Annotated in this window: 19 protein-coding genes; 10 read left to right on the top strand and 9 right to left on the bottom strand. The window is 56.0% G+C overall.

Translation table 11 applies throughout. From position 1 onward, the window contains the following. Both C8N45_RS23475 and C8N45_RS22240 read right to left on the bottom strand, forming a co-directional pair. Positions 1-186, bottom strand: a 186-nt coding sequence (locus C8N45_RS23475) for a hypothetical protein (protein WP_211095500.1), incomplete at its 3' end; no start/stop codon positions are given. A gap of 681 nt (positions 187-867) precedes the next feature. Then, on the bottom strand, positions 868-1,878 hold the full coding sequence (locus tag C8N45_RS22240) for a LacI family DNA-binding transcriptional regulator (RefSeq protein ID WP_108389139.1): 1,011 nt from the start codon (positions 1,876-1,878) through the stop codon (positions 868-870). A 251-nt stretch (positions 1,879-2,129) separates the two neighbouring features. Here C8N45_RS22240 and C8N45_RS22235 point away from each other — a divergent pair, with 251 nt between their 5' ends. The 7 genes from C8N45_RS22235 (at position 2,130) to C8N45_RS22200 (ending at position 9,775) form a co-directional block, all read left to right on the top strand. Then, positions 2,130-3,167 carry a substrate-binding domain-containing protein gene (locus tag C8N45_RS22235; RefSeq protein WP_108389137.1) on the top strand — a complete coding sequence of 346 codons (1,038 nt, stop codon included), beginning with the start codon at positions 2,130-2,132 and terminating at the stop codon, positions 3,165-3,167. Between the two features lie 61 nt (positions 3,168-3,228). Then, positions 3,229-4,035: an ATP-binding cassette domain-containing protein gene (locus tag C8N45_RS22230; RefSeq protein WP_108389135.1), complete on the top strand. Its 807-nt coding sequence runs from the start codon at positions 3,229-3,231 to the stop codon at positions 4,033-4,035. Continuing rightward, positions 4,032-5,288: a sugar ABC transporter permease gene (locus tag C8N45_RS22225; RefSeq protein ID WP_108389133.1), complete on the top strand. Its 1,257-nt coding sequence runs from the start codon at positions 4,032-4,034 to the stop codon at positions 5,286-5,288. Before C8N45_RS22230 ends, C8N45_RS22225 begins: the two co-directional genes overlap by 4 nt. An 18-nt stretch (positions 5,289-5,306) precedes the next feature. Next, positions 5,307-6,035 (top strand): SDR family oxidoreductase, encoded by a 729-nt coding sequence (locus C8N45_RS22220; RefSeq protein ID WP_108389131.1) that lies wholly within the window; start codon positions 5,307-5,309, stop codon positions 6,033-6,035. A gap of 22 nt (positions 6,036-6,057) precedes the next feature. Then, complete coding sequence (locus C8N45_RS22215; protein ID WP_108389129.1) at positions 6,058-7,686, top strand: FGGY-family carbohydrate kinase; 1,629 nt, start codon at positions 6,058-6,060, stop codon at positions 7,684-7,686. A 66-nt stretch (positions 7,687-7,752) separates the two neighbouring features. After that, positions 7,753-8,697, top strand: coding sequence for a transaldolase (gene tal / locus C8N45_RS22210; RefSeq protein ID WP_108389127.1), 945 nt, complete (start codon positions 7,753-7,755; stop codon positions 8,695-8,697). 616 nt (positions 8,698-9,313) lie between these two features. Continuing rightward, a complete protein-coding gene (locus C8N45_RS22200; protein WP_108389125.1) occupies positions 9,314-9,775 on the top strand; it encodes a thiol-disulfide oxidoreductase DCC family protein in 462 nt (153 codons plus the stop codon). 113 nt (positions 9,776-9,888) lie between these two features. Here the strand turns inward: C8N45_RS22200 and C8N45_RS22195 are convergent, their stop codons facing one another. Both C8N45_RS22195 and C8N45_RS22190 read right to left on the bottom strand, forming a co-directional pair. Beyond that, a complete protein-coding gene (locus C8N45_RS22195; protein WP_108389123.1) occupies positions 9,889-10,434 on the bottom strand; it encodes a YaeQ family protein in 546 nt (181 codons plus the stop codon). Between the two features lie 436 nt (positions 10,435-10,870). Continuing rightward, positions 10,871-12,331, bottom strand: coding sequence for a tetratricopeptide repeat protein (locus C8N45_RS22190; RefSeq protein WP_108389121.1), 1,461 nt, complete (start codon positions 12,329-12,331; stop codon positions 10,871-10,873). A gap of 190 nt (positions 12,332-12,521) precedes the next feature. On the opposite strand from C8N45_RS22190, the gene C8N45_RS22185 reads away from it, so the two are divergent. Continuing rightward, a complete protein-coding gene (locus C8N45_RS22185) occupies positions 12,522-14,183 on the top strand; it encodes a winged helix-turn-helix domain-containing tetratricopeptide repeat protein (protein WP_114427881.1) in 1,662 nt (553 codons plus the stop codon). A 375-nt stretch (positions 14,184-14,558) separates the two neighbouring features. Here the strand turns inward: C8N45_RS22185 and C8N45_RS22180 are convergent, their stop codons facing one another. From C8N45_RS22180 to C8N45_RS22160, 5 genes are all read right to left on the bottom strand, one after another. After that, on the bottom strand, positions 14,559-15,674 hold the full coding sequence (locus C8N45_RS22180; protein ID WP_108389117.1) for a Gfo/Idh/MocA family protein: 1,116 nt from the start codon (positions 15,672-15,674) through the stop codon (positions 14,559-14,561). Continuing rightward, a complete protein-coding gene (locus C8N45_RS22175) occupies positions 15,671-16,615 on the bottom strand; it encodes an ABC transporter permease (protein ID WP_108389115.1) in 945 nt (314 codons plus the stop codon). The genes C8N45_RS22180 and C8N45_RS22175 overlap by 4 nt, the downstream gene beginning before the upstream one ends. Then, entirely contained in the window at positions 16,612-17,370 is a 759-nt protein-coding gene (locus C8N45_RS22170) for an ATP-binding cassette domain-containing protein (RefSeq protein WP_108389113.1), read from the bottom strand. The genes C8N45_RS22175 and C8N45_RS22170 overlap by 4 nt, the downstream gene beginning before the upstream one ends. Positions 17,371-17,445: 75 nt before the next feature. Then, complete coding sequence (locus C8N45_RS22165) at positions 17,446-18,411, bottom strand: sugar ABC transporter substrate-binding protein (RefSeq protein WP_108389111.1); 966 nt, start codon at positions 18,409-18,411, stop codon at positions 17,446-17,448. A gap of 179 nt (positions 18,412-18,590) precedes the next feature. Then, a complete protein-coding gene (locus C8N45_RS22160) occupies positions 18,591-20,294 on the bottom strand; it encodes an ABC transporter substrate-binding protein (RefSeq protein ID WP_108389109.1) in 1,704 nt (567 codons plus the stop codon). A gap of 140 nt (positions 20,295-20,434) precedes the next feature. Between C8N45_RS22160 and C8N45_RS22155 the strand changes: the two genes are divergently transcribed. Together C8N45_RS22155 and C8N45_RS22150 are read left to right on the top strand one after the other, a co-directional pair. Next, on the top strand, positions 20,435-22,027 hold the full coding sequence (locus tag C8N45_RS22155; protein WP_108389107.1) for a GMC family oxidoreductase: 1,593 nt from the start codon (positions 20,435-20,437) through the stop codon (positions 22,025-22,027). After that, positions 22,024-23,028, top strand: a complete 1,005-nt coding sequence (locus tag C8N45_RS22150; protein WP_245882819.1) for a Gfo/Idh/MocA family oxidoreductase — start codon at positions 22,024-22,026, stop codon at positions 23,026-23,028. The genes C8N45_RS22155 and C8N45_RS22150 overlap by 4 nt, the downstream gene beginning before the upstream one ends. Positions 23,029-23,589: the final 561 nt, after the last annotated feature.

Raw genomic sequence — 23,589 nt, 5'->3', positions numbered from 1 at the left:
CCAGTCGGTCAACCCGTCAAGAATGCGCTGACCATCGACTGCCCCCTCAGCAAACAGCCGCTCCGCAAAAGGATCGTAAAAGACAGCGCGATAGGGCGGGTTCCTATTCACCATCGCACAAAAGGCACAGACACCAAGGGCCGTTCGGCTCAAGCCGATTTGGGCAGTTTCCGGGACATAGAACACGGCGGTTTCCCCACGGCTTGGTTATCATAAAGTTTTAGAGATCATCTATTTTAGTCCAAGTCAAAGAAAGGTGACTTACTCTGGTGAAACTTCCAATGCTCTGACACAGGCTTGCAGGGCCTAGAAAGATTGCAGAAATTTTCTCTTCTGGACTGCATTTTTCATGCCGACGCCTGTTCACAGTCCGGGCTTTTCTGCTTTTCTGACATTCGTGCGACTTGCAGCATTCGTTAATTTGGGCTCGAAACAGCCGTTCGCCACAGCTTGCCTCAAAGTCGGCAACGCGGGACAAAACGGACTTGTGCGGGTGCAGCTATTGCTGACGCAGCATTCCATCACTACCGCAGCAAGTTTCTTGTTGCGGTGCGGCGTGCGTCGTTAAAGCAGCCATTCTGGGACACTGATCTCAACAGACTTCAAATCAACCTTTTTTGCAGCACCTTCCTAAGAATCGAGTCGCAGGACTAAGCGGCCGGAGAAGTTTCAGACTTCAGAGACAAGACAGGGCCCATCACTAACGTAGCGAAAAGGGCTGCTCACGGAGTCTCTATTCTTTTGCAGAGCAGCGCCATGTTGGCAGGCTCAATTTACACAACCAGAAGATGATCGCTACTGGCTCAGCAGGACGGCTAGTCCGCCGTCGTCGTAGGAGGTTCGAACTTGCAGTCTTAATCGGGAAACTTACGCGATGACATGGAAGGGTCTGAGCCTGCAGGGAACCAAGATTGGTTCAGTGGGTGCGTCAGCGTCACCAATCAGCTCAAATGCTTTGTTGAGCATAATGGTAACATCCTGCTCGACCATTCCGACATTGCCTGGCAGAAACGCTCCGAAAGGGTCCCAGTCAAAGCAACCGTATCTTACCTTTTCTGCACCGCTTTGAAGTTCGCTATACCATTTAACGACACCTTCGAGCGAGATTGTCGAGTTTACAAAAAGTCCGGTCGGCCTATCTGGCGTTAACGAACCCAAAGCGATGGCCGCTTTTTCCGCTGAATAGCCAGTCGCCATGACGTAGGAGTCAGGCACTGAGATTGAACGATCCCGGTGTTCGGACATAAACCCTTCCAGTCGCGCAGCTGTGTTATGGTCTGCAAGGCGTCCGCCGACAAACCGCAGGGGCCCACTCCAGCCGAGTTCTTCCTCACATCGGTTGAGGATCAGTTTTGTAAGTTCCTTGGCTGCAGAGTAGTTATCTGAAATCACCGACGGTGCGTCTTTGCCGGGCAGATCAAGGTTGATCGATTGAACGCCCGACGCGCTGCAAAAGGCCGAAATACGGTCCGGGTCTGTTGCTCCGGTCGAGATCAGACATTCAGCCTGGTAGGAGATCAGCTCTTTGGCGGCTTCGAACTCAAGTTCGGGATCACGCTGCGTGCAGGTGACGACGGGAAAGAACCCCTTTGCGCGGGCCATCACTTCGAACTGCTCTGCTATTTCGCCAAAATACCGGTTGTCGTATTTTGGAACAATCATGCCGACGATGTTGGACCGCTCGCGGCGCAAAAGGCTGGCTTGAACATTTACCGCGTAGCCTTGCTCTTCCGCAATTTTCAGAACCCGCTCGGCAAGCTTTTTACTGATTCGACGCTTTTCCCACGTGCCGTTGAGGACGGAACTCACCGCGCTTGGTGACGCGTCGGCGAGTTCGGCGAGGTCGTAGATCGTTGTTCTCTTGGTTACTTTCTCCATATTTCGTCGGGACTCCAGATAATCAACGCGGATTTATAAAAGCACATTGACTCAAAACAATCGATGGAGCAATGTTGCGCAATCGATGAAGCAAATTGCACTATCGATTGCGCATTCAGTGTAATGCGTTGGGAGGAGTTCAATTAGGACCGTGGCGCCCCGACTGTGGGGGGCTTTCGAGTCTGCGATTTCTTCCCAACCGTCACATTCCGTGGGAACGGGCGCAAAAAATGATATGGAGGAGATAACACATGAAATCGACCACATCCCTTGCGGCGGCATCAACATTGGTCGCCACACTTTTCGCTACGGCTGCAACAGCAGAAACCGTGGCATTCTTGATGCCAGATCAGGCATCCACACGGTATGAAGAACATGACTGGCCCGGTTTCCAAGCCGCGATGGGCGAGCTGTGTGCGGATTGCACTCTGATTTACCAAAACGGCAACGGCGACGTCGCTCTGCAACAGCAGCAGTTCAATTCGGTCATCGCCCAGGGCGCGGCCGTCGTGGTTCTGGATCCGGTCGACTCCGCGGCGGCCGCTGGCCTTGTCGAGATCGCGCGTTCGCAAGATGTGAAGATCATTGCGTATGACCGTCCGATCCCGGATTCGCCCGCTGATTTCTATGTTTCGTTTGACAACGAAGGCATCGGTTACGCCATCGCGCAATCGTTGGTCGAGCACCTTCAAGCCGAGGGCGTTCCGGACGGCGCTGGTGTTCTTCAGATCAACGGCTCGCCCACCGATGCAGCTGCGGGCCTGATCCGCGACGGGATCGATCGTGCGCTTGACGCATCGCCCTATGTGACGCTTTCCGAATTCGACACGCCCGATTGGGCGCCGCCAAAAGCGCAGGAATGGGCCGCAGGTCAGATTACTCGTTTTGGTGGCGACATCATGGGCATCGTGGCCGCAAATGACGGCACCGGTGGTGGCGCGATTGCGGCTTTAAAGGCTGCCGGTGCTGATCCACTTCCGCCCGTTACAGGCAACGACGCGACGATTGCTGCACTTCAGCTGATCATCGCCGGTGACCAGTATAACACAATCTCCAAACCATCCGAGATCGTGGCTGCTGCGGCCGCAGAGGTTGCTGTGATGTTGCTCAATGGTGAGACTCCCGAGGCGACTTCGACGCTTTACGATACGCCGTCGCAATTGTTCGTCCCTGCCGTCGTGACGCAAGAAAACATCAAGGCGGAAATCTTTGATGCCGGTATCCAATCGGCTGAAGAGGTTTGCACTGCGGAATACGCAGACGCCTGTGCCGAACTCGGGATTGAGTAAAAGCTAGAATGCGGCACCGTTATCGCGGTGCCGCATCACGTATTTCTGGGAGGAGAATATCGTGTCACAAGAAAACAAAGTGCCAACGAAGGGCGAGGTCATCCTGAAATTACGGGGTGTCGGGAAGCAATTTGGCGCGGTCACGGCACTGGACGACATCGACCTTGATGTTCACGCAGGTGAAGTTGTCGCCTTGGTGGGGGACAACGGTGCCGGAAAATCCACATTGGTCAAGGTTCTTGCCGGTGTGCATCAACCCACGTCAGGCACCATCGAATATCTGGGAAAACAGGTATCTTTGGACACACCAGCGACCGCGCTTGAAATGGGCATTGCAACGGTGTTTCAGGATTTGGCGCTTTGCGAAAACCTCGATGTGGTCGCCAATCTTTTCTTGGGTCACGAAGTCTCGCCGTGGCGGATGGACGAGGTGCAGATGGAAGTCCGCGCCTGGACACTGTTGCAAGAACTGGCTGCACGTATCCCGTCCGTGCGCGAACCCATCGCATCCCTTTCTGGCGGTCAACGCCAGACGGTTGCGATTGCACGTTCGCTGCTGCTGGACCCGAAAATCATCATGCTGGACGAGCCGACCGCCGCTTTGGGCGTCGCCCAGACGGCCGAAGTTCTCAATCTGATTGAACGCGTCCGCGACCGCGGACACGGCGTCATCCTGATTTCACACAATATGGAGGACGTGCGTGCCGTGGCCGACCGGATCGTCGTGCTGCGCCTGGGTGCGAACAACGGCGTCTTTACCGCCGAAACATCGCATCAAGAGCTTGTTTCAGCAATCACTGGTGCCAGCGAGAATTCAGTTTCCCGCCGTGCTGCGCGCAAACTCGAAGAAGTGGGGGAAGACCAATGACCCAAGAAACACAAAATCCAACATCGGCCCCGCAGCTTGATCGCGCAGACAGCCGTGTGCGTCATGATGCTGGCCTCGCTGGGGCGATGCGCGGTTTCGTCGACCAGATCAAATCAGGCGATTTGGGGATGCTGCCGGTTGTGCTTGGGCTTCTTCTTATATCCGTGGTCTTCACGACCCTGAACCCTGTTTTTCTGGCCCCCAACAACCTCGTAAACCTGCTGTTTGATGCTGCGGCCGTGGGCCTGATTGCGCTTGGCGTGATCTGCGTGTTGCTGCTTGGTGAGATCGATCTGTCCATCGGATCAATGAGCGGTTTGGGCTCTGCGATGACCGGCGTTCTCTGGGTCAACTCAGGTGTTCCGCTGCCTATTGCCATCATCGCGGTGATGCTGACCGGTGCCTGTGTGGGCCTGCTGTTCGGCTTCTTGCGCAACAAATTCGAAATGCCCAGCTTCGTTGCGACGCTTGCTGGCCTTCTCGCGCTGCTTGGCCTTCAGCTTTATATCCTAGGACCAACTGGATCGATCAACATGCCGTTCACGTCACCCTTGGTGCGGTTCGGGCAGATTCTGATTATGCCTGCGTGGTTGTCATACATTGCCGCAATCGTTCCGGGCGTCTTGCTCCTACTTGGCGCGATGCGCACCAATCAACAACGAAGTGCCGCAAACCTGTCATCAGGTGGCCTGAGCGTTGCGGTCGTGAAAGCTGCGGTCCTGACAGCCGCTCTGTTGTTTGCAGTATTCTATCTTGAGCAAGGTCGCGGCGTGCCGTGGATGTTCGGGGTGTTCGTCATGTTTGTCGTGATCCTGAACTATGCGCTGGTCCGCACCAAATGGGGCCGGTCTATGTTTGCCGTCGGCGGCAACGCCGAGGCCGCCCGCCGTTCGGGTATCAACGTCCAAAGCATTCGACTATCTGCGTTCGTCGTCTGCTCGACATTCGCAGCATTAGGCGGCGTCTTCGCGGCAGCTCGCCTTGCCTCTGCCAGTCAGCAAGCCGGGACAGGTGATGTAAACCTCAACGCCATCGCTGCGGCGGTGATCGGCGGCACGTCGTTGTTCGGCGGGCGTGGATCGGCATGGTCTGCCCTGTTGGGGGTCTTGGTCATCATGGCGATTTCCAATGGTCTAACCTTGCTCAATCTCAGCTCGTCGCTGCGTTACATGATCACCGGTGCGGTTCTTGCAATTGCTGTTATCGTCGACTCGCTCGCCCGCCGTTCGCGTGCAAGCCACGGCCGCGCATAGTTTTTCGGAGGAGTGGATATGACCAATAGAATGGACGGAAAGACAGCTGCCATTACCGGTGCCGCATCAGGGATCGGGCTAGAATGTGCGCGAATCCTGATCGAAGAGGGTGCACAGGTTGTGCTGATCGACAGGGCCGCGGACAGGCTGAACGCGCTGTGCGACGAATTGGGCGATAACGCCAAACCTTTGGTGATCGATCTCCTCGATGGACCTCAGGTTTCGGGCATGTTGCCACAGATTGAAAACCTCGTCGGGCCGTTGGACATATTCCACGCAAACGCGGGCGCTTATGTCGGCGGTGCAGCGGCGGACGGAAATCCGGACGAATGGGACCGTATGTTGAACCTCAACATCAACGCGGCCTTCCGGGGTGTTCAGGCCGTGTTGCCACGCATGATTGAGCGCCAGACCGGCGATATCATCTTTACCAGTTCCGTCGCCGGAGTCGTGCCTGTGATTTGGGAACCGATCTACACGGCGTCCAAGTTTGCGGTTCAGGCGTTTCTTCATGCAACCCGCCGTCAGGTTTCCGAATACGGTATCCGTATGGGTGCCGTCCTCCCCGGGCCAGTTGTCACAGCATTGCTGGACGACTGGCCCAAAGAGAAGATGGATGAGGCCCTGGCAAACGGATCATTGATGCAGCCGCGCGAAGTCGCCGAAGCCGTGTTGTTCATGTTGACGCGGCCGCGCGGCGTGGTGATCCGCGACATGGTGATTTTGCCCAACAGCGTTGATCTTTGAACGCCGGGAAGGGACGCGAAATATGGATAATTCAATCGCAGCCGAATGCTATCTCCTTGGCATCGATGTCGGAACGGGCAGCGCCCGCGCTGGTGTCTTTACAGCCGACGGGCGAATGGTAGGGACCGACAAATGCCCGACGCGGATTTTTCGTGAAGGTGGGACCATCGTCGAACAATCAAGTGCGGATATCTGGCAGGCTGTCGTAAAGTCAGTGCGCGGGGCCGTGACGGCATCGGGCGTGCGTCCCGAACAGATCAAGGGGATCGGCTTTGATGCGACCTGTTCGCTCGTTGTATTGGGTGAGAATGGCGCGCCGATGCCGGTCGGTGAACCGAACCATCCCGAACGCAATATCATGGTCTGGATGGACCATCGCGCCCTAGAGCAGGCCGAGCGGATCAACGCGACAGGCCACCGGGTACTGGATTATGTCGGCGGGCGCATTTCACCTGAAATGGAGACGCCCAAACTGCTCTGGCTCAAGGAGAACCGGCCCGAGGTGTTTGCCAAGGCTTGGCAATTTATGGACCTCACGGATTTTCTGACGTGGTGTGCATCCGGTGATCTGGCGCGTTCTGTTTGCACGGTAACGTGCAAATGGACCTACATGGCGCACGAAGGCAGCTGGGACGCCGACTATTTCAGAACTGCAGGGCTGGAAGAACTGGCTGACGAGGAGTTCAAGCGCATCGGCACCACTATCGTTGCAGCAGGATCTACGCTTGGCACAGGTCTGACCGTGCAGGCCGCCGAGGAATTTGGATTGATGCCGGGCACACCGGTGGCAGCCGGATTGATTGATGCCCACGCGGGCGGCATCGGTTCGGTCGGGGCAAAGGGTGGCGGCGGGGCAGAGGCCAACCTGGCCTACGTCTTTGGCACGTCCTCCTGCACCATGACGACCACGAAAGATCCCGTCTTTGTCCCCGGCGTCTGGGGGCCATATTATTCCGCAATGGTGCCTGGCCTTTGGTTGAACGAAGGCGGTCAGTCCGCCGCTGGGGCCGCCATCGATCACCTTTTAGAGTTCCACCCCCATGCCTCCGAAGCCCACGCCGAGGCCGCTCGGGACGAACAATCCCTGCCAGCGTGGCTCGCTGGGCGCGTCGAAATGCGTCTCGGCGATGATCAAGACGCTGGCATTCTTGCAGGCAATGTTCATGTCGTGCCGGAATTTCTGGGCAATCGCGCGCCGCACGCCGACCCACATACCCGCGCCGTCATCGCGGGCCTTGGCATGGAGCGTGATCTCGACAGCCTGATCGCCCTTTACGTCGCAGGACTTTGCGGGATCGGCTACGGCCTACGCCAGATCGTCGAGGCGCAGGCCACGGCAGGGGCCCCGGTCGAGCGTATTGTTATCAGCGGCGGTGCGGGTCGCAGCGATATGATCCGGCAGCTTTTGGCAGATGCAACAGGCGTCGAAATTGCGGCACCGTCAGCTGAAGAGCCAGTGCTGCTTGGCTCGGCCATTCTTGGTAGCGTCGCAGGTGGCATCCATCCAAACATCCACCGCGCCATGGAGAAAATGTCGACATTCGCCGCGCAATATCAACCACAGACCGGCGAAGTGCGCCTGCTTCACGATTCCCGGTTCAAGATATTCGAGCAGTTGCAATCAGTTGCCAGACAAGCGGCCACGCGTTGAGTCTGGTCATAGAGATGCTGCAAACCGAGCAAAATTTGCTCCCCCAGCGGAATCAGGAGAAGTGATATGCCAAGCGTACTTGACCAACTCAGAGAAATTACTGTCGTTGTCGCTGACACTGGTGAAATCGATGCCGTGAAGCGACTGCGTCCGGTTGATTGCACAACCAATCCCTCATTGGTTTTGGGAACTTTGAAAGATCCTGCGTCAGAGGGTTTGGTCGCCCGTGAAATAGAAGCGGCGCGGGCGATTGGGCTACCCCCTGAACAGGTCGCGGGCAAGTTGACGGTTGCTTTGGGCGCAGAACTGACAAAGCTGGTGCCGGGCCGTGTCTCGACAGAGGTCGATGCTCGTCTCTCGTATGATACGGATGCGTCTGTGAAACGGGCACACGCGATAATTGCGGACTACGCAGAACGCGGGATCGGCAAAGAACGGATCTTGATCAAGCTCGCAGCAGCCTGGGAAGGCATCCGCGCGGCCGAAATCCTTCAAGGCGAGGGGATAGATTGCAACCTGACGCTGTTGTTTTCAAAGGCGCAGGCAGTTGCCTGTGCCGATGCGGGCGCATTCCTAATTTCGCCGTTCGTCGGGCGTATCACGGATTGGCACAAAAAACACGAGAAGCGCGACACCTATGCACCAGACGAAGATCCCGGCGTGCTGTCAGTCCGGCGAATTTACGATCACTTTAAATCAAACGGGATCAGCACAGTGGTGATGGGCGCGTCCTTCCGCAACACGGATCAAATCAAGGCGCTTGCCGGGTGCGACAACCTTACGATAGCACCCAAGCTGTTGGATGAACTTGCGAATGACAATGCCGATTTGCCGCGCGCTTTGGCTCCCGAAACCGAAACTGGCTCGACTACAGCCATGATGGACGAGGCAGATTTCCGTTGGGATATGAATGCAGATGCCATGGCGACGGAAAAGCTTGCAGAGGGTATCCGCAATTTTCACACAGACCATGTTAGGCTGATCGAGATCATTTCGACGCGAATGCGCTGAGGCCGAAGGCCCATTAGTTTGAAGTATTGCCGACACTTAGGTCCCTGAAGTGGCGGAGACGTCGACAAACTTTTTCTTTGAAGGGTTGCGTATCGTATTGTTGAGCTGAGCAGCAAATTCATTGACCGTTGACGAGGTCGCTCACCTTGAGCCGAACCAAGTCGCAACCACTTAGCTTGCTGTCTATTGCGGCGCTGAATAGTCGATGCGGACTGTATGAATGGCTGGTTTTCCCGCCACGTTGCAGCGCAGATGATCACGCATCTGTCACAATTTTCATGCTGTACGGGCGCGCAGCGAGAAAACTGGATTCACAGTATGGGCTCGGAGCTGCCTTCCGCAATGCAGCCTATCCTTATTGTCTCAGACCATTCCGACCGACTAGGACGGCCCAAACCGGACCTTCAGCATAGGATTGCGATGCCGCAGTGCGGCCCGCCATAGGAGACATTCGTCGCAACCCCAAAATTGGGAGACGGATGAATTCACGCAACCCGGACGACGCTGCCATTATAGTTTGTATCGCCAAACTGGCATTTGCGGATCACGCTCGCCCTTCTGTTGTCGTTTGTTGTGAAACCACGCATGCTGGGCTTAAAGAACTGTGGAGATTAGAATGGCAGCACTTCTTGAGAAAACAGCCTACTCATATCGAGAGGATCCAACCGTTCCTACCTTTGACGACAGCGGTCAAATAGCGGTCATGGACGGCGACTGCGCACTTTGCTCTTGGGGTGCGCGCACAATCGCAAAGCTCGATAGCGCTGGGAGATTTCGCGTCTGTCCCGCCCAGTCGAAAACTGGCGATGCCCTCGTTCGTCACTACGGACTGGACCCGGTGGACCCTGAGACATGGCTCTTTATCGAAGACGGGCAAGCATGGTCCGGCATGGAAGCGATCATCCGGATTGGCGAGCGGTTGGGCGGTGCCGCAAGGCTCGCTACACTTCTGCGCGTTCTCCCGCGAGGACTCCGCGAATGGCTATATCGCCGCATCGCGCACAATCGGTATCGTTTTGGCAAGGCCGACATGTGCGCTACGCCCGACGATAAGCTGCGCCGACGACTGATGACCTGAGCATTCCGGGCGATTTACGCCAAGCGTTCAAAGGACCAATCTCGGCCCATTCCTGCCATTGATCAGTCGGCCTTGTGCCGCGTTGCAGCTTCCGCATTGCGGCCATTGATCAACTACACTGCATTCTTCAATTTGACCGGAGTAATGTAAACAATGCTTTTATCTACACTGACCATTACATCGCGGTCTTGAATATTGATCTGTAACTTCATCGCGCGACTTGCAAGTTTACCAAGTGCGTTGGTGTCTTCTTCAGAAATATTCACTACCTGAAGGTTGTCAAACCGGGTCGTGTTGTTTTTGATCTTCTCCCACCACATGTCAGCCGTCCTGCCGCCGTAGGAATAGATGATCACTTCGTTGGCCTTGCCACAGGATTGGCGAACAACCTTCTCGCTGGGAAGTCCCAATGCGACCCACAACTCAAGCTCGCCGCCTAAGCTCTTCTGCCAAATGTCTGGCTCGTCATCTGTTGAAAGGCCTCTCGTCATTTCCAATTGCTCATGGGCATTCATAGCAAAAGCGAGAACACGCACCATTAACCGTTCATCCGTCTCTGAGGGATGTTTGGCAACGGTCAGTTTATGGGTCTCGTAATAGTTACGGTCCATATCGGAAACGGACAGTTCAACTTTATAAATGGTGGCTTTTTGTGCCATGGTTTTTCCCAGAATTGCGAAGATTAGGGTTGCCTAATGCGTCTGGTCACTTTGTGGAAGCAGATAAAAAAGACACGCGGAACTTCGGCCCGAAGCGGACTTTGAGCACTGCGCCCAAATGCTGCGGTCGCAGCCTACATTCCTGCCATTCGCTGCGAACGCAAAATCAGGGGTCGAGCCAACTCACAGTTTGCGGACAAAGCAGCCATCCGTATGAAGAGCCGCATCCGGCAATGATTGCTCAAAGCCGACCTCTGAAGCAGCAGGATATTTTGTGATAGAGTGCCTTCGTGAACGTCGGGTGATCTGTTAGAACTGTGCCGGCACTTCGGCCGCGAGCAATGATTGTGAAACCGCTTGCAATACAAGTGGGCCGCCCGAATCCGGGCGGCCGAAATTCGCAAATCCGGAGTGCTCTCCGCGACCTTAATGTGCCCTACTGCAGAGCTTTCAGGCTTCTCGCCCGATTTGGCGATAGGCTTAGTGTTGTTTCATAGGCCGCCTGGGCTTCGTCAGTACGGTTCAACAGGGTCAACATATCCCCCAGCAATTCACGTGCCGGAAGGACGTGGCCGGGCGTTACAGGGCTCTTGCCGATCTCGTCCTCAAGGTCAGCAGCAGATGTCTGGTGGAGGAGCGCTAGGTCTTCATTACCCTCTGCCAATTCGATCCACGCTTCTATCGACAATATCTGACCTTCCGTCAGGCGCGCCCAATACCCCTGGTCACGTTCGAGCATCGTTTCGCGAAGCACGCCAAGCTCCGTTGCCGCATCTTTGGCTGTTGCCAAGTCATTGCTGCGTGCCGCCCCGATCCCCTTCGCAAACCGATTCATGGCGACAGTTTGAGGGAACTTCTCCCACGGGATCGTTGGGTGCATATCCGGCGATAAGGCCGCCGCTTCGCTCCATTTCTCCTGCTCCAAGAGAAGGCGCACTGGTGAAGCGGCCAAAGCGTATGCACCGCCGAAGCTGACTTGGTGGTTTTTTATGGCCATCATCTCGTCCACCAGCTGTGTGGCAACGTCGTACTCGCCAAGCTGCAAATGCCCGTAGACCATATAGTCAACTGCGTGCACGTAATGCGTCTGCAGCACGTCGCCTGACTGCTCCATGGCCGCTTCGGTAGACCGGCGGTTGAGATCGATCGACTCCTGCCAATCACCCGTCCGTGTGAAGATATGTGCGGGCATGTGAAGGGCATGTGGGGTGTTCGGCGCGGTCTTGTCGTATATCTCAGCATAGGTTTTGCCGCGCATTTTCAGCGGCGGGTTGTCGTAGGCGTGGATGGCGTAGTGGATGACCCCCGGGTGATCTGGCGCTTTCGCGTGCAGCTCATCAAGCGCGTCACCTACGCCGGAAAGAACTTCCGTCCGCCCCAGTCCGCGTGGTGCGACGGCAATCCTTGCCAGCGCCGCAAAAGCGGCGGCGTCCACGTTGTCAGGGTGACGCGCACCCGTCTCGATTTGCGCGTTGGACCAAGATGCAATCCGGGCGCTATAGCCTTCGATACCCGGAGCGTAGAAGGCGGATGCGGATGCGATCATGTCTGCTTCGATGGCTGAGTCAGGGGTCATCGTCGCAAGTCGTGTTGCTGCAGCCAGACCGCGTTTCATCTCTGCTTCGGAGGGGGTGCCGGGCCAGAGCGGGTGGAAATTTGACAAGGCGATACCCCACTGCGCCATAGCGCAATTCGGGTCCACGCTGGCCGCCGCGTTGAACCGCTCCTCGGCTTGTATGTACATCATGTTATGGAGCAAAGTCAGTCCGTCGTTCACTGATGCTACGGCTTCGTCGGAGCAGGACACCGGAAAGCTCGATCCGATAGAGCTAGACGGCGCGATAAAGCTCACTGTTCCAAAGAGGACGGCAAATGTCTTAGAAGCAACGCTTGGCATGAGTCTCTTCCTTTCCTATTACTCTTGATTGGCTGAGCGCTTTGCTCGCCTCAAGAACAACCGCAGACGTCCTGATTGTCTTGAAAGCAGTCTGAAGTTCTTTTGAAATTAGTCCTTTACTCCGAAAATCTTGGAACTCGCTTTAGCGTTTGGAATACGATAGGTGTTCTGAAGGTGGGAGGTCGCCCGAGTGTTTGGAAACTCAGCCGGGGAAGTCGAAAAGCTCCGTTTTGGAGACATGATTTACGTTTGGCGGGATGGGCAGCTTCGAGACGAGCAGGGACAGGACGTGCCGCTTCGGGCCAAGTCTCTCAAGATGTTTGCGGCGCTTCTTTCAGAGCGTGGAAAAATCCTGACCAAGGATCGGCTCTCGGAAGTTGTCTGGCCAGAAACCGTAGCAACAGACGAGAGCATTGCCCGTTGCGTTGCTGACATCCGGAAAGCCTTGAAAGACGATCAATACAAGATTGTTCAAACCTATCCCAAAAAGGGCTATCGGCTGAACGTCGACAGCGCTGGCCCGGATGCACGACGCACTCCGCATCGAGGCACCGTTCCCCTTTACGGCATCCTAGTCATGTTTGGATTGTTGGCAGTTGCGACAATCTTCGCGATGAGCAACACATCGGCCGAAGAAGAGCTCTCGGCAACCACTGCGACGCCATCCAACCTCAGAAACACGGTTGCGATCCTTCCCTTCATAGAAATTGGGGGCAACAACGGTTTTCTGGCGGCGGGCCTTTCTGAAGATCTTGAGATCCATCTTGCCGAGATGTCTGGCATTCGCATACTTTCTCGCGCTCAGACCGAAGGCGCCTCGAGCGACTCCATGTCGCCATCGGAACTCGCACGCACAATCGACAGCCGCTATATCGTGCAAGGCAGTCTGCGCCGCGAAAGCGCACAGATTGCTCTTTCCGTCCAGTTAATCGATGGGATTGATGGCGCAACACTTTGGGCTGACAGGTATGAAGGACCGCAGGACGGTTTGATCGAGTTCCGTGACGCCGTGCCGGACGCCTTGGTCGAGGCAATGTCTCTCGAGTTAAGCGAACGCGACCGACAGCGACTGGCACATCAGGACACAAGCGATCCTAAAGCGCTCGAACATGTCATGCTCGCGCGGCGTGAACTCAACGTGTTCACATTCGAGGGCAGCCTCGAAGCAGAGAAACTCCTGCGCAATGCCATCGCACTCGACCCGCAATACGCGAGAGCCTATGCCGAACTCGCTTCAGCTTACGCCATCCGGCTCGAAAACGATTGGACAGTGCTGTCCGACGCCGACACCCAGAAGGCCTTCTACTTTGCAGAACGCGCATTGGACCTCGACCCCGAGCTTTGGTTCGGCCACTACGCACTCGCACGCATGCATTCCGTCGCCAAATCAGGCGACACCGAAGTGGCTCTCACACACCTGAGAGTGGCAATGGAACTCCAGCCGGCGAATGATGATGCGCGAGTCTACTATGCCATCGTTTTGATGATGTCTGGCGGTGCCAATGAGTCGCGTTTGATCCTCGAAAGTACGATTGCCAGCCATCCGCAACCGCCGTTTTGGTACCATCTTGGCCTCGCCAATGCGCATTTTCATCTGGAGGATTATGAAACTGCTCTGGTGATAATCGAGCAATGCCTGAGCCAGATGCCGAACAGTCCGTACTGCCTACGTACCCAAATCGCAGTACTTGCCCGCCTCGGTCGGATAGAAGATGCCGAGTGGACGCTAGCCGAGTACGAGATGCTCGGGTATGACACGTCCCTCGATGCAATCATGAAGAGTGCAATAGAAAGAGTGCCCTCAATGGTGGCACATCTCCGCAAATCTTACGAACTAGCGGGCCTCAGGTAGATTGAACAATTAGAGACGCCGCGAAAAACCTCTGTATATAACTGTTGGTCACTTTCGAAGTTGCCTTGAAGCGGATTGGCTGCTTCTGAGGTGGAACGCGCTGCACAGTGAACGTCGGCTTTCCGCCGATCGCGTCAAATTCTGCACGATGCGATAACGTCAATGAAGGGCTCGGAGCTGCCTTCCGCAATGCAGCGTATCCTTATTGTCTCAGACCATTCCGACCGACTAGGACGGCCCTTAGCGGACCTTCATCATCAGCTTCATCGCTGCAATGCAGCTTCCCTGAAGCGGACATCAGCGGTTAACGCAGCATTTCGGGACCTTCGAAGGCAGTAATCTCAATTACTTGAACCGTGATCCTGCAACTGGGATTCAGATTGATGTCCACGCTTGACTTGCTGATGAATCCTGCATCGCTTCGATCGTCTTTTGCACCTCGAGGGCTTCCCGAAAATCCGGGCCGCAGCGATCTCCGTTCATATGCGCCGAAATAAGCTGAGCGACTTCAATCACTTTGAGATCGTTGAAGCCAAGGTGATGGCCCGCTGCTGGACAGAACCGACCGTATGGCGGGTGGTTGGGTCCTGCTTCAATGCGGGTAAAACCTGCAGTGGCACCGCTGCCTTGCGTCAACAGCAACTCGTTCATCCGTTCCTGACTAAAAGCGATGGCACCTTTTGTGCCGGTCACCTCAAATGATAAATCCATGGTACGGCCCGTTGCGGCCCAATTGGCTTCGATGCTGCCCACGATACCTGTTTCAAATCGCAGCAAGGCATGGGTCATATCATCAACGACGACTGGTTCTCGCTCAGTACTTCCCGCCTTGACGGGGCGCGATTTGTGGATCGTTTCACTGACCGCGCATGTCGCGACAATCGGGCCCAGCAGGTAGCGCGCCATTGACACGATATGACTGCCAATGTCTGCGACTGCGCCTCCTCCCTCGGGAACTGTCCGGAAAGAGTGTGGCGCATCAGGATCGCACATGTAGTTTTCAGCATGTCGCCCGCGAAAGCCTGTTATTTCTCCCAATTCGCCCTCGGCGATAATTTCACGCGCGAGCTGGATCATGGGATTGCGCAGGAAATTGAAGCCGACCAGCGTGACAACACCTGCGGCTTCAGCGGCCTCCGTCATCTTCAGGGCAGAGGCTGCTGTCGTCGAGAGCGGTTTTTCGCAATAGACGGTTTTGCCAGCAGCGATAGCGGCCAGTGCCATGGCTTCGTGAAAGACATTCGGGGCGGTGATCGCCACGATATCGACCTTGGGGTCGTTGACGAGTGACTGCCAGTCGGATGTGGCGCGCGCAAAACCAAGCGCCTTGGCACCCGCTGCTGCAATTTCATCTGTGGCATCCGCCAGCATCTCACAGCGCGGTCGCGCGGGCAGATCAAACAGCCCGGCCACCGAGTTGAACGCATTGGCGTGGCACCGGCCCATGAAGCCGGAACCGATCAGTCCAATCCCAACCTCAGGCGCAGTCATTGACGTGCCGCCGATTTAAGGTTGTCTAGCCAGACCGCTGCGATGATGACAACACCGATCAGAACCTGCTGCCAGAAGGACGAGATGCCAAGGATATTCAGGCCATTGGTGATCATCGCCATGATAAGAGCGCCAACCAAGGCCGTCAGCACCAGACCACGCCCGCCGGTAAAGCTGATCCCGCCGATGATAACAGCAGCGATCGCCTGCAACTCGATGCCCTGCGCAACACTCGGCGGGGTCGCGGCAAGCCTGCCAACCATAACCACAGCAGCCAGAGCGGCCAGAAAGCCACTGATCGTGTAGACCTTCAGCTTTTCGCGATCCACCTTGATACCTTGCAGCCGCGCCACACGCTCTTCGCCGCCGATAGCATAGATGTGCTGTCCGAAAACTCGGTAGTGCATGACAATGTGAATGACGAAGTACGTGACGATCACAAAGTAGATCGGGATCGGCAGGCCGAGGAACTTGCTGTTACCGATGGTCAGAAACAGCGGCTCAAGGATCTGGTACGAAACACCGCCAGTGATCACCAGCGCCATCCCGCGTGCGATGCCGAGCATGCCCAGCGTTACGATGAAGGGTGCGATCCGGCCGCGCGTGATGATAAAGCCGTTGATGAAGCCGCAAAGCGTCCCCATGGCAAGGCCGCAAAAGGTGGCAATCAGCGGGTGCACGTCCGCCTGTATCAGCCAGCCAATCGTCACCGCCGAAAGCGCGAGAACAGAACCGACCGACAGATCGATGCCACCGGTAATGATGACCATCGACTGACCGGCGGCCAGAATGGCGACGATGGATACCTGCTTGAGCAAGTTGTTGATATTGCCTGACGTCAGGAAATACGGCGACGCCATTGTGAGTGCAAAAGCCAGAACCAAGGCGACGACAACGATCCAGGTCAGCGGATAGGTCCGGATTTTTTCAAACATGGTCATACCGCAGCTTCCTTTTTGACTGGTGTGCCGGAAATGATCATCGACACGATTTCATCTTGGGTGAAGTCCTTGGTTCTTGCCGTCATGACGTTCTTGCCGCCATGAAAAATGACAATCCGGTCAGTGAAGTTATACACGTCGTGGATATCGTGGCTGATCCATAGAATGCCGATCCCATGCTCTTTGAGGTCTTGAATCAGGTCCACGACCTTTTTGGATTCTTCCATCCCCAGCGCGGCCGTTGGTTCATCCATGATGATGATCTTGGCGTCAAAGTGGACCGCCCGCGAAATGGAGATCGACTGGCGCTGGCCGCCCGACATCATTTCCACGTCTGTCTCCAGCGATTTGATACGGATGTTCAGTTTGCTCAGGGCCTCGGCTGCTTCGCGCCGCATCTCGCGTTTGCGCAAAAAACCCCATTTATGAAGTTCCCGTCCCATAAATAGATTGGACGGTGCATCAAGGTTTCCGCACAGGGCAAGCTCTTGGTAGATTGTCTCGATGCCATATGCGCGCGCATCGTTCGGATCCTGGATATCTGCAACGTCTCCGTTGATCAGGATTTCGCCGCTGCTTGCAGTTTGCGCGCCCGCCAGAATCTTCATCAGTGTCGACTTGCCGGCACCGTTGTGGCCCAACACGCCGACCACTTCACCGGGGTAAAGGTCAAGGCACGCATCGGTCAGGGCTTGTAGACCGCCAAAATGCTTGCTGATATTTCGCATTTCGACCAATGGGACAGGTTGGTTCATGTCATCGCCTCGATCATAGGGTGATTAGAAAGGAACCGGGCGCGCGCGCCCGGTTCACGTGCAGACAGACTGTTATCAGTCCAGTTCGATGCCGCGTGCCGCGAGGTATTCGTCAGTTACATCGGCAGGCTCGAGGATGGATGAGGGGACGACAATCCATTCGTCCAGTTCCACACCTTCGGTCACAAACCGGTAAGCCGCCATCACAGCCTCGTATCCGACTTGATCGGTGTTGCCGTCGATAGTGGCGTTCAGACCACCGCCAGCACGCATGGATGCGAGCGCCGAAGGAATGGCGTCGTCACCCACCACGATGATCTGGTCGGACATGCCCGCGCCCTGAACCGCCTGAACCGCGCCCATGGCCATCAGGTCATTGGTACCCAGAATTGCGTCGACTTCGGGATGCGCCTGCAGAATATCCTCTGCGGCCTTAAGCCCCTTTTCCTGATCCCAGTCCGCAGCGATGGATGCCACAACTTCGACATCAGGATAGCTGTTGAAGACGCGCATCATGCCGTTGAGCCGCAATTCGGCTGTGGAACTACCGCGGAAGCCTTCAAGGATGGCTACCTCGCCAGCGCCGCCGATCTGCGCGACAACCCACTCTGCCATGCCGGCAAAGGATTCTTCCTCGTCGAGGCCAACAAATGTCTCAACCTTGCCGGGACCATCATCGACGCGGGTATCGGCTGTAATGACAGGAATGCCCAAGCTGTTCGCTTCCATCACTTTCGGGATCAGCGCGGTGCCGTTCATCGGCACCAGAACGATCGCGTCCGGGCTTTTGACCAGTTCGGTTTCAACGACCGCGATCTGCCCTTCGATGTCGCCATTGGTCGCGGCGGACACAAAGTTCATCTCGATGCCCAGCTCTTCGGCGGCGCGTTTCGCACCTTCGCCCATCCGCCAGTAGTAGGGGTTCGTCATATCTTTGACGATGAATGACAGGCTAAAGTCTTGGGCTGTTGCCGGCATCGCCAATGCGGTTGTCAATGTGACAGCCGCCAGTGCGCCGCCAAAAATGGATGATAGTTTCATTGTTATCTCTCCTCCCAGAGTTCTTCAGGGCCGGTTCTCCTCCCGGCCCGTTGATGTTGCCCGCGCTTTTGGGGCGCATTCGCTTTTTGTCGTAGTGAGATCGTGCAAGAGCGGGGGACTCTGTTCGATAAGAAAGATATCCAAAATGAATCTTTACCCGCCATGCTTTGCCGTTCGGCTCAGTATCGTCCGTTTTCCCGCATCAAACGGTCCGCCGCGTCCTGCGCCTTTTTCAGTGCGTCAGGCATGGAGAGTTCACCTTGGAGCATTTGAAAGATCGTCTCTCCTAAGATGCTGACTATGCTGCTAAATTCGGGTATGGGAGGACGCGGCCAAGTCTGCAATTCTCCACGACGTTCCATCGCATCGATTTGCCCGATCAGCGGATTGATTGCCTGAACCTCCGGGTCGGCGTTGGTCGAAAACCGTGGACTCGTGATATTTCCATTCTGCACGTACCATTTCAGCATTTCCGGGCGTGTCAGGTATTCCATCACCTTCCATGATCGCCGCTGCCTGTCCTCTGAAAGCCCTGACGGCATCGCCAGAGAGAACCCGCCAATGGGTGAAATCGGGCCACGGCCGCACCCTGTCGGATGGCCGGTATAGGTCGTATTCCCTTTGGCGGGGGATGCGTCGTCGTTCTCGATTAACCCTGCTCGGATGCTCCATCCGTATGTCATGGCGGCCTGTCCGCTGGCAAAGGTTCTAATGCGCCGATCCCAATTGCAGCGCAGACTGTCAGGGTGGGCATATTGCAGCAGTTCAAGCAGATATTCAGCGGCTTGCCGACCCGCTTCACTTTGGATCATGGGCCTGAATTGCTCTGCGTCGATCGACAAGACATCAAAATCCGGCCCAAGCGGTGCGAGACTTATAATCGGCTGACCAAAGTCTGCCATAGTTTGCAGAAAAGTATGCGCAACAGGCGTGCCGCGACCATAATTCATCACAATGCCGGATAGCTGGAAAGCTGACCGGTTGAGCATTCTTGCAGCAAAGAGAACATCATCCGTTGTTTTGGGAATGCTGAGACCGGCCTCGTCGAACAGATCCTGACGGCAAAACAGCAACTCGGCCGTCGGCTGGATGGGCAGGCCATATTGCATGCCATGCCATGCGGAGCCCTTATAAGGTCCGCTATGAAAATCCGAAGGATTATACCGATCCGTCTGCATAAAAGAGTTCAACGGGGTGATCACCTGCTCTTCGGCAAGTTGGCCGACCCAAGGCAAATCAATCGCGACCAAATCGTAACTCGAGTTGGCGCGGCCCGCATTCGCCATGATCTCCTGATGCAAATCATCCAGCGCCAGATTGACGATCTCGACGTTGGTGCCGCACATCTCGTCAAGATTGGATGAAAAGTCGCTCAGCGTCTTGAAAGTCGGGTCGGCGGGGCTGAGAATGCGTATCTTGTGATCATAGCCGACCCCGACACGCATGGCATTCGGGTAGGGCAATATCCGTGACGCCATGTAGTAGCCGCCAAAGTAGAAGTCCTCGATCGAGCCGCCGTCCGTGGTGAAGCCAAAGGTTGCGCCCACGGTCGCCTTCAGCTGCAAGGCAAAACTTTCCACTTCTTCGATCATCTTACGCGACGGGTGCAAAGAGAAGGATTTGCCTGTTTTGGACTTGGCTCGCTTGATCAGATAACCGGCATCAATCAGCTCACCAAGACGACGCATGGCCGTGCCATAGGGAACGTCCGCTGCGCTGGCGGCAGAGGTCATTGTCAGCAACTTGCCCTCAAGATGACGGCGCATTGCGTAAGAAATGATGTTCCAACGGGCGTCGACAGCGGCAAGGTCGGTGCGCTTTTCCGACAGTTGACGCGTCGTATCGACGAACGTCAGAATCCGCAGCAACTCCTCCCGTGTCATGTTTTTACTCCAAGTCTCTCCCTACTGTACGGGCATTGTTGGCTGATACGAGGCCATAAATGTCCAAATCTGATATTTTGCCCATTCCGCAGCCCTACATGTTTCGACAGGCTTTCCCCATTCCACGAGGGAGGTGTGCAATGGCGGACAAGGAATACGATTTCATTGTAGTGGGTGCCGGGTCCGCAGGATGCGCCGTCGCCGGCCGCTTGGCTGAAAAAGGCATGTCTGTTTTGCTGCTCGAGGCGGGTGGCAAGGATCGCAATCCGTTTATCCATATTCCTCTTGGCTATTCGATGCTCTACGCCAACAAATCGGTGAACTGGTGCTATGAAAGCGAACCGGAGCCGCACCTGAACGACCGTCGCCTGTTCCAGCCACGCGGCAAGGTTCTGGGGGGTACTGGCGCGATCAATGGCATGATCTACATGCGCGGTCAGCCAGAGGATTTTGACGGCTGGCGGGACGCGGGCTGTACCGGTTGGGGGTGGGACGATGTCTTGCCTTACTTCAAATCCTGCGAAGATCAGGAGCGGGGCGCGGATGCGTTCCATGGGTCTGGCGGACCTGTTGCTGTGTCCGATATCCGCGAAAAACACACGCTCGGCGAGGCTTTTCACGACGCATCTGCAGCACTAGGATTGCCGCGCAACGATGATTTCAACGGCCCGCAGCAAGAGGGCACAGGCTATGTTCAGACAACAACCAAGAACGGGCGGCGCTGGAGCACGGCCGCCGGCTATCTGCGTGGGGCCGCAAGAAAAAATATCGACCTGTGCCTGAACGCAATGGTTGCGCGGGTGATCATTGAAAACAAGCGCGCCACCGGAGTGGCGTGGTCAGACAGATCCGGCGCGCACAAAGCCACGGCACGGCGCGAGATCATCCTTTCAGGCGGCACCTTCAATTCGCCGCAACTATTGCAGTTGTCGGGGGTAGGCCCCGCCGCAGAACTACAAAAACATGGTATCTCCGTGCAGCACGACCTTCCCGGTGTGGGCGAAAACCTGCAGGATCATTTCGGGATCGGGGCCGAGTACCGCTCCAATGGAGCGAGCACGGTCAATGACCTGTATAACAGCAAGATCAAGGGCGGGTTTCAATTGCTGCGCTACGCCCTGTTTCGGACGGGCCCGTTTGCCGATAACGGCAATTATTCAAACAGCTTTATTCGCTCGGGGCCTGACATTGACCGACCGGATATGATGGTCACCTTCATGGCGTGGTGTACGAACGAGCAGCTAAAGCCCCATCCGTTCTCGGGTTTCACAATTCTGGCCGAACACATGCGCCCCAATTCGCGGGGGTCGGTCAAGATCAAGGGGCCAAAGCCAACCGACCAACCTGCCATCCAGTTCAACTTCTTCGCGGATGAATCCGATCAACGGGCCGCAATTGCGGGGTTGCGGTTTGGCCGCAAGATTGCGGAAACGGCACCGATGTCCAAGCACGTCGAATACGAGATTTCGCCAGGAAAAGATGTGCAAAGTGATGACGAGTTAATGGCCTATTGCCGGCAGTCCGGTCTGTCGCTTCTTCATCCGGTTGGCACCTGCGCAATGGGCACGGGTCCGGACGCAGTCGTCGATCCGAGGCTGCGCGTTCATGGTATCGAAGGGCTTCGTGTCATCGACGCCTCGATCATGCCGCGGATTGTTACGGGCAATACCAACGCCGCCTCGATTATGATCGGTGAAAAAGGTGCGGCGATCATTCTGGAGGACCACAAGTGACCAAACTTGGCATAGCCCTGATGGGTACGGGGCGCATGGCACATGTCTATGGCCCTAAAATAAACGCGCACCCCGGTTTGACGCTGGAAGTTGTCTTTAATCCACGCATCGCCTCTGCGCAGAAAGTATCGCAAGAATACGGCGGTCGACCGATGGACGATTTGGACCGGGTACTGGCCGACCCGGCGGTCGACGCGGTTGTCATTGCCACCCCCACGAACACCCACGTCGAATACATTATCGCCGCCGCAAAAGCGGGCAAGCCGATTTATTGCGAAAAACCCCTCGACCAAACGCTTGAACGTGTCGATCAGTGCCTGACCATGCTGGATGCTCATCCCGTGCCATTCATGCTGGGTTTCAACCGCCGCTTTGATCCTGACAATAGTGCCCTGCAGCAGGCCGTTGCGGCAGGCGAGATCGGCCGACTGAACATGCTGATGAGCACCAGCCGAGAGCCGTCTCCGCCACCGATGGAATATGTCCGCGCATCTGGCGGCTACTTCGTCGATGCCACAATCCACGACATCGATCTGATGTGCTGGATCGCCGGTGAACGCCCCATCGAGGTGTTTTCGCATGGCAGCTGCGTGTTCAATCCCGAGATCGGCGCCGAAGGCGATTTCGACTTGACCATGACGCAGATGAAAATGCCATCCGGTGCAATCATCCACATCAACAACAGCCGCCAATGTGCCTATGGATTTGACCAGCGGGTCGAAGCTTTTGGCACGGACGGGCTGTTGCAAACCGTCAACCATCGTGACGATCCGCTGATGCGGTGGTCCGCGACGCATACTGAAGCGCGCACCCCGCTCAAGCATTTTTTCCTCGAACGCTATGACGCGTCGTTTTACCATGCACTGGACGAATTCCATGGCGCGGTCACGCAGGGGCGGGCACCCTCTGCCAGTCAGAGCGACGGGCGTGCTGCGCTAGCGATTGCCTTGGCGTGCGCTGGTTCAGCGAAGACCGGCAAAGCTGTGGCTCCTGACTACTAACGCGACGCCGCGGATGCATGGCAGCTTGAGCGACTTCTAACGCCTCCAATGCCCCAAGAACCGGCAGGTTCAGATGGTTCGGCCTTGTTTTCGGGCCACCATCGCCTGCCGCGCTACCCTGTTTTGCTATCCAAGATAGTCGCCAAATGTAGAAAATCGAATGTTGCAGAATTGTTCGGTATCTGCAAAATTTCCCGAACCGGAAGCTCGTGCAAAGTGCCTACTGCATGGCATCTCAAGCGCGCCAGTATCCTCAAACCTCTTGCTATGATATCCGATTGGGGGGCGTTGGCCCTTTCAGTCACAGGTTCCGATGGAAATAGTTTGGTAGCGTTGCAGCAACAAATTCTAATCGCAGCATTCGGCAATCTAAATGTCAGCTTTCATCTTGGAGAAAGAGTGAGCTCCCACCCGCAGCCAAAGTCCGGTTTCCGCCGATTCTGTTGAAAAACACCTATTCGCGAGTGCAGAAATAGCTGTTCCAAATCTGGCGCGGGCACCTTTCCTATCACGCTTTGCGCGTTTGCTGCGGTGCAGGAAAGATCTTGGCTAGTTTGCGGA

The sequence above is a fragment of the Yoonia sediminilitoris genome (genome assembly GCF_003058085.1).
In the GTDB taxonomy this organism is placed as follows: domain Bacteria; phylum Pseudomonadota; class Alphaproteobacteria; order Rhodobacterales; family Rhodobacteraceae; genus Yoonia; species Yoonia sediminilitoris.
The sequence above is the reverse complement of the archived record's forward strand: the minus strand, read 5'-3'. Positions and strand labels throughout refer to the sequence as shown.

Bases quoted from the DNA above. Each gene is read 5' to 3' on its own strand.
- C8N45_RS22180 (WP_108389117.1), bottom strand. From the start codon at position 15,674: ATGACTGCGCCTGAGGTTGGGATTGGACTGATCGGTTCCGGCTTCATG.
- C8N45_RS22200 (WP_108389125.1), top strand. From the start codon at position 9,314: ATGGCAGCACTTCTTGAGAAAACAGCCTACTCATATCGAGAGGATCCA.
- C8N45_RS22190 (WP_108389121.1), bottom strand. From the start codon at position 12,331: ATGCCAAGCGTTGCTTCTAAGACATTTGCCGTCCTCTTTGGAACAGTG.
- C8N45_RS22195 (WP_108389123.1), bottom strand. From the start codon at position 10,434: ATGGCACAAAAAGCCACCATTTATAAAGTTGAACTGTCCGTTTCCGAT.
- C8N45_RS22240 (WP_108389139.1), bottom strand. From the start codon at position 1,878: ATGGAGAAAGTAACCAAGAGAACAACGATCTACGACCTCGCCGAACTC.
- tal (WP_108389127.1), top strand. From the start codon at position 7,753: ATGCCAAGCGTACTTGACCAACTCAGAGAAATTACTGTCGTTGTCGCT.
- C8N45_RS22170 (WP_108389113.1), bottom strand. From the start codon at position 17,370: ATGAACCAACCTGTCCCATTGGTCGAAATGCGAAATATCAGCAAGCAT.
- C8N45_RS22225 (WP_108389133.1), top strand. From the start codon at position 4,032: ATGACCCAAGAAACACAAAATCCAACATCGGCCCCGCAGCTTGATCGC.
- C8N45_RS22165 (WP_108389111.1), bottom strand. From the start codon at position 18,411: ATGAAACTATCATCCATTTTTGGCGGCGCACTGGCGGCTGTCACATTG.
- C8N45_RS22155 (WP_108389107.1), top strand. From the start codon at position 20,435: ATGGCGGACAAGGAATACGATTTCATTGTAGTGGGTGCCGGGTCCGCA.
- C8N45_RS22175 (WP_108389115.1), bottom strand. From the start codon at position 16,615: ATGACCATGTTTGAAAAAATCCGGACCTATCCGCTGACCTGGATCGTT.
- C8N45_RS22215 (WP_108389129.1), top strand. From the start codon at position 6,058: ATGGATAATTCAATCGCAGCCGAATGCTATCTCCTTGGCATCGATGTC.
- C8N45_RS22220 (WP_108389131.1), top strand. From the start codon at position 5,307: ATGACCAATAGAATGGACGGAAAGACAGCTGCCATTACCGGTGCCGCA.
- C8N45_RS22160 (WP_108389109.1), bottom strand. From the start codon at position 20,294: ATGACACGGGAGGAGTTGCTGCGGATTCTGACGTTCGTCGATACGACG.
- C8N45_RS22235 (WP_108389137.1), top strand. From the start codon at position 2,130: ATGAAATCGACCACATCCCTTGCGGCGGCATCAACATTGGTCGCCACA.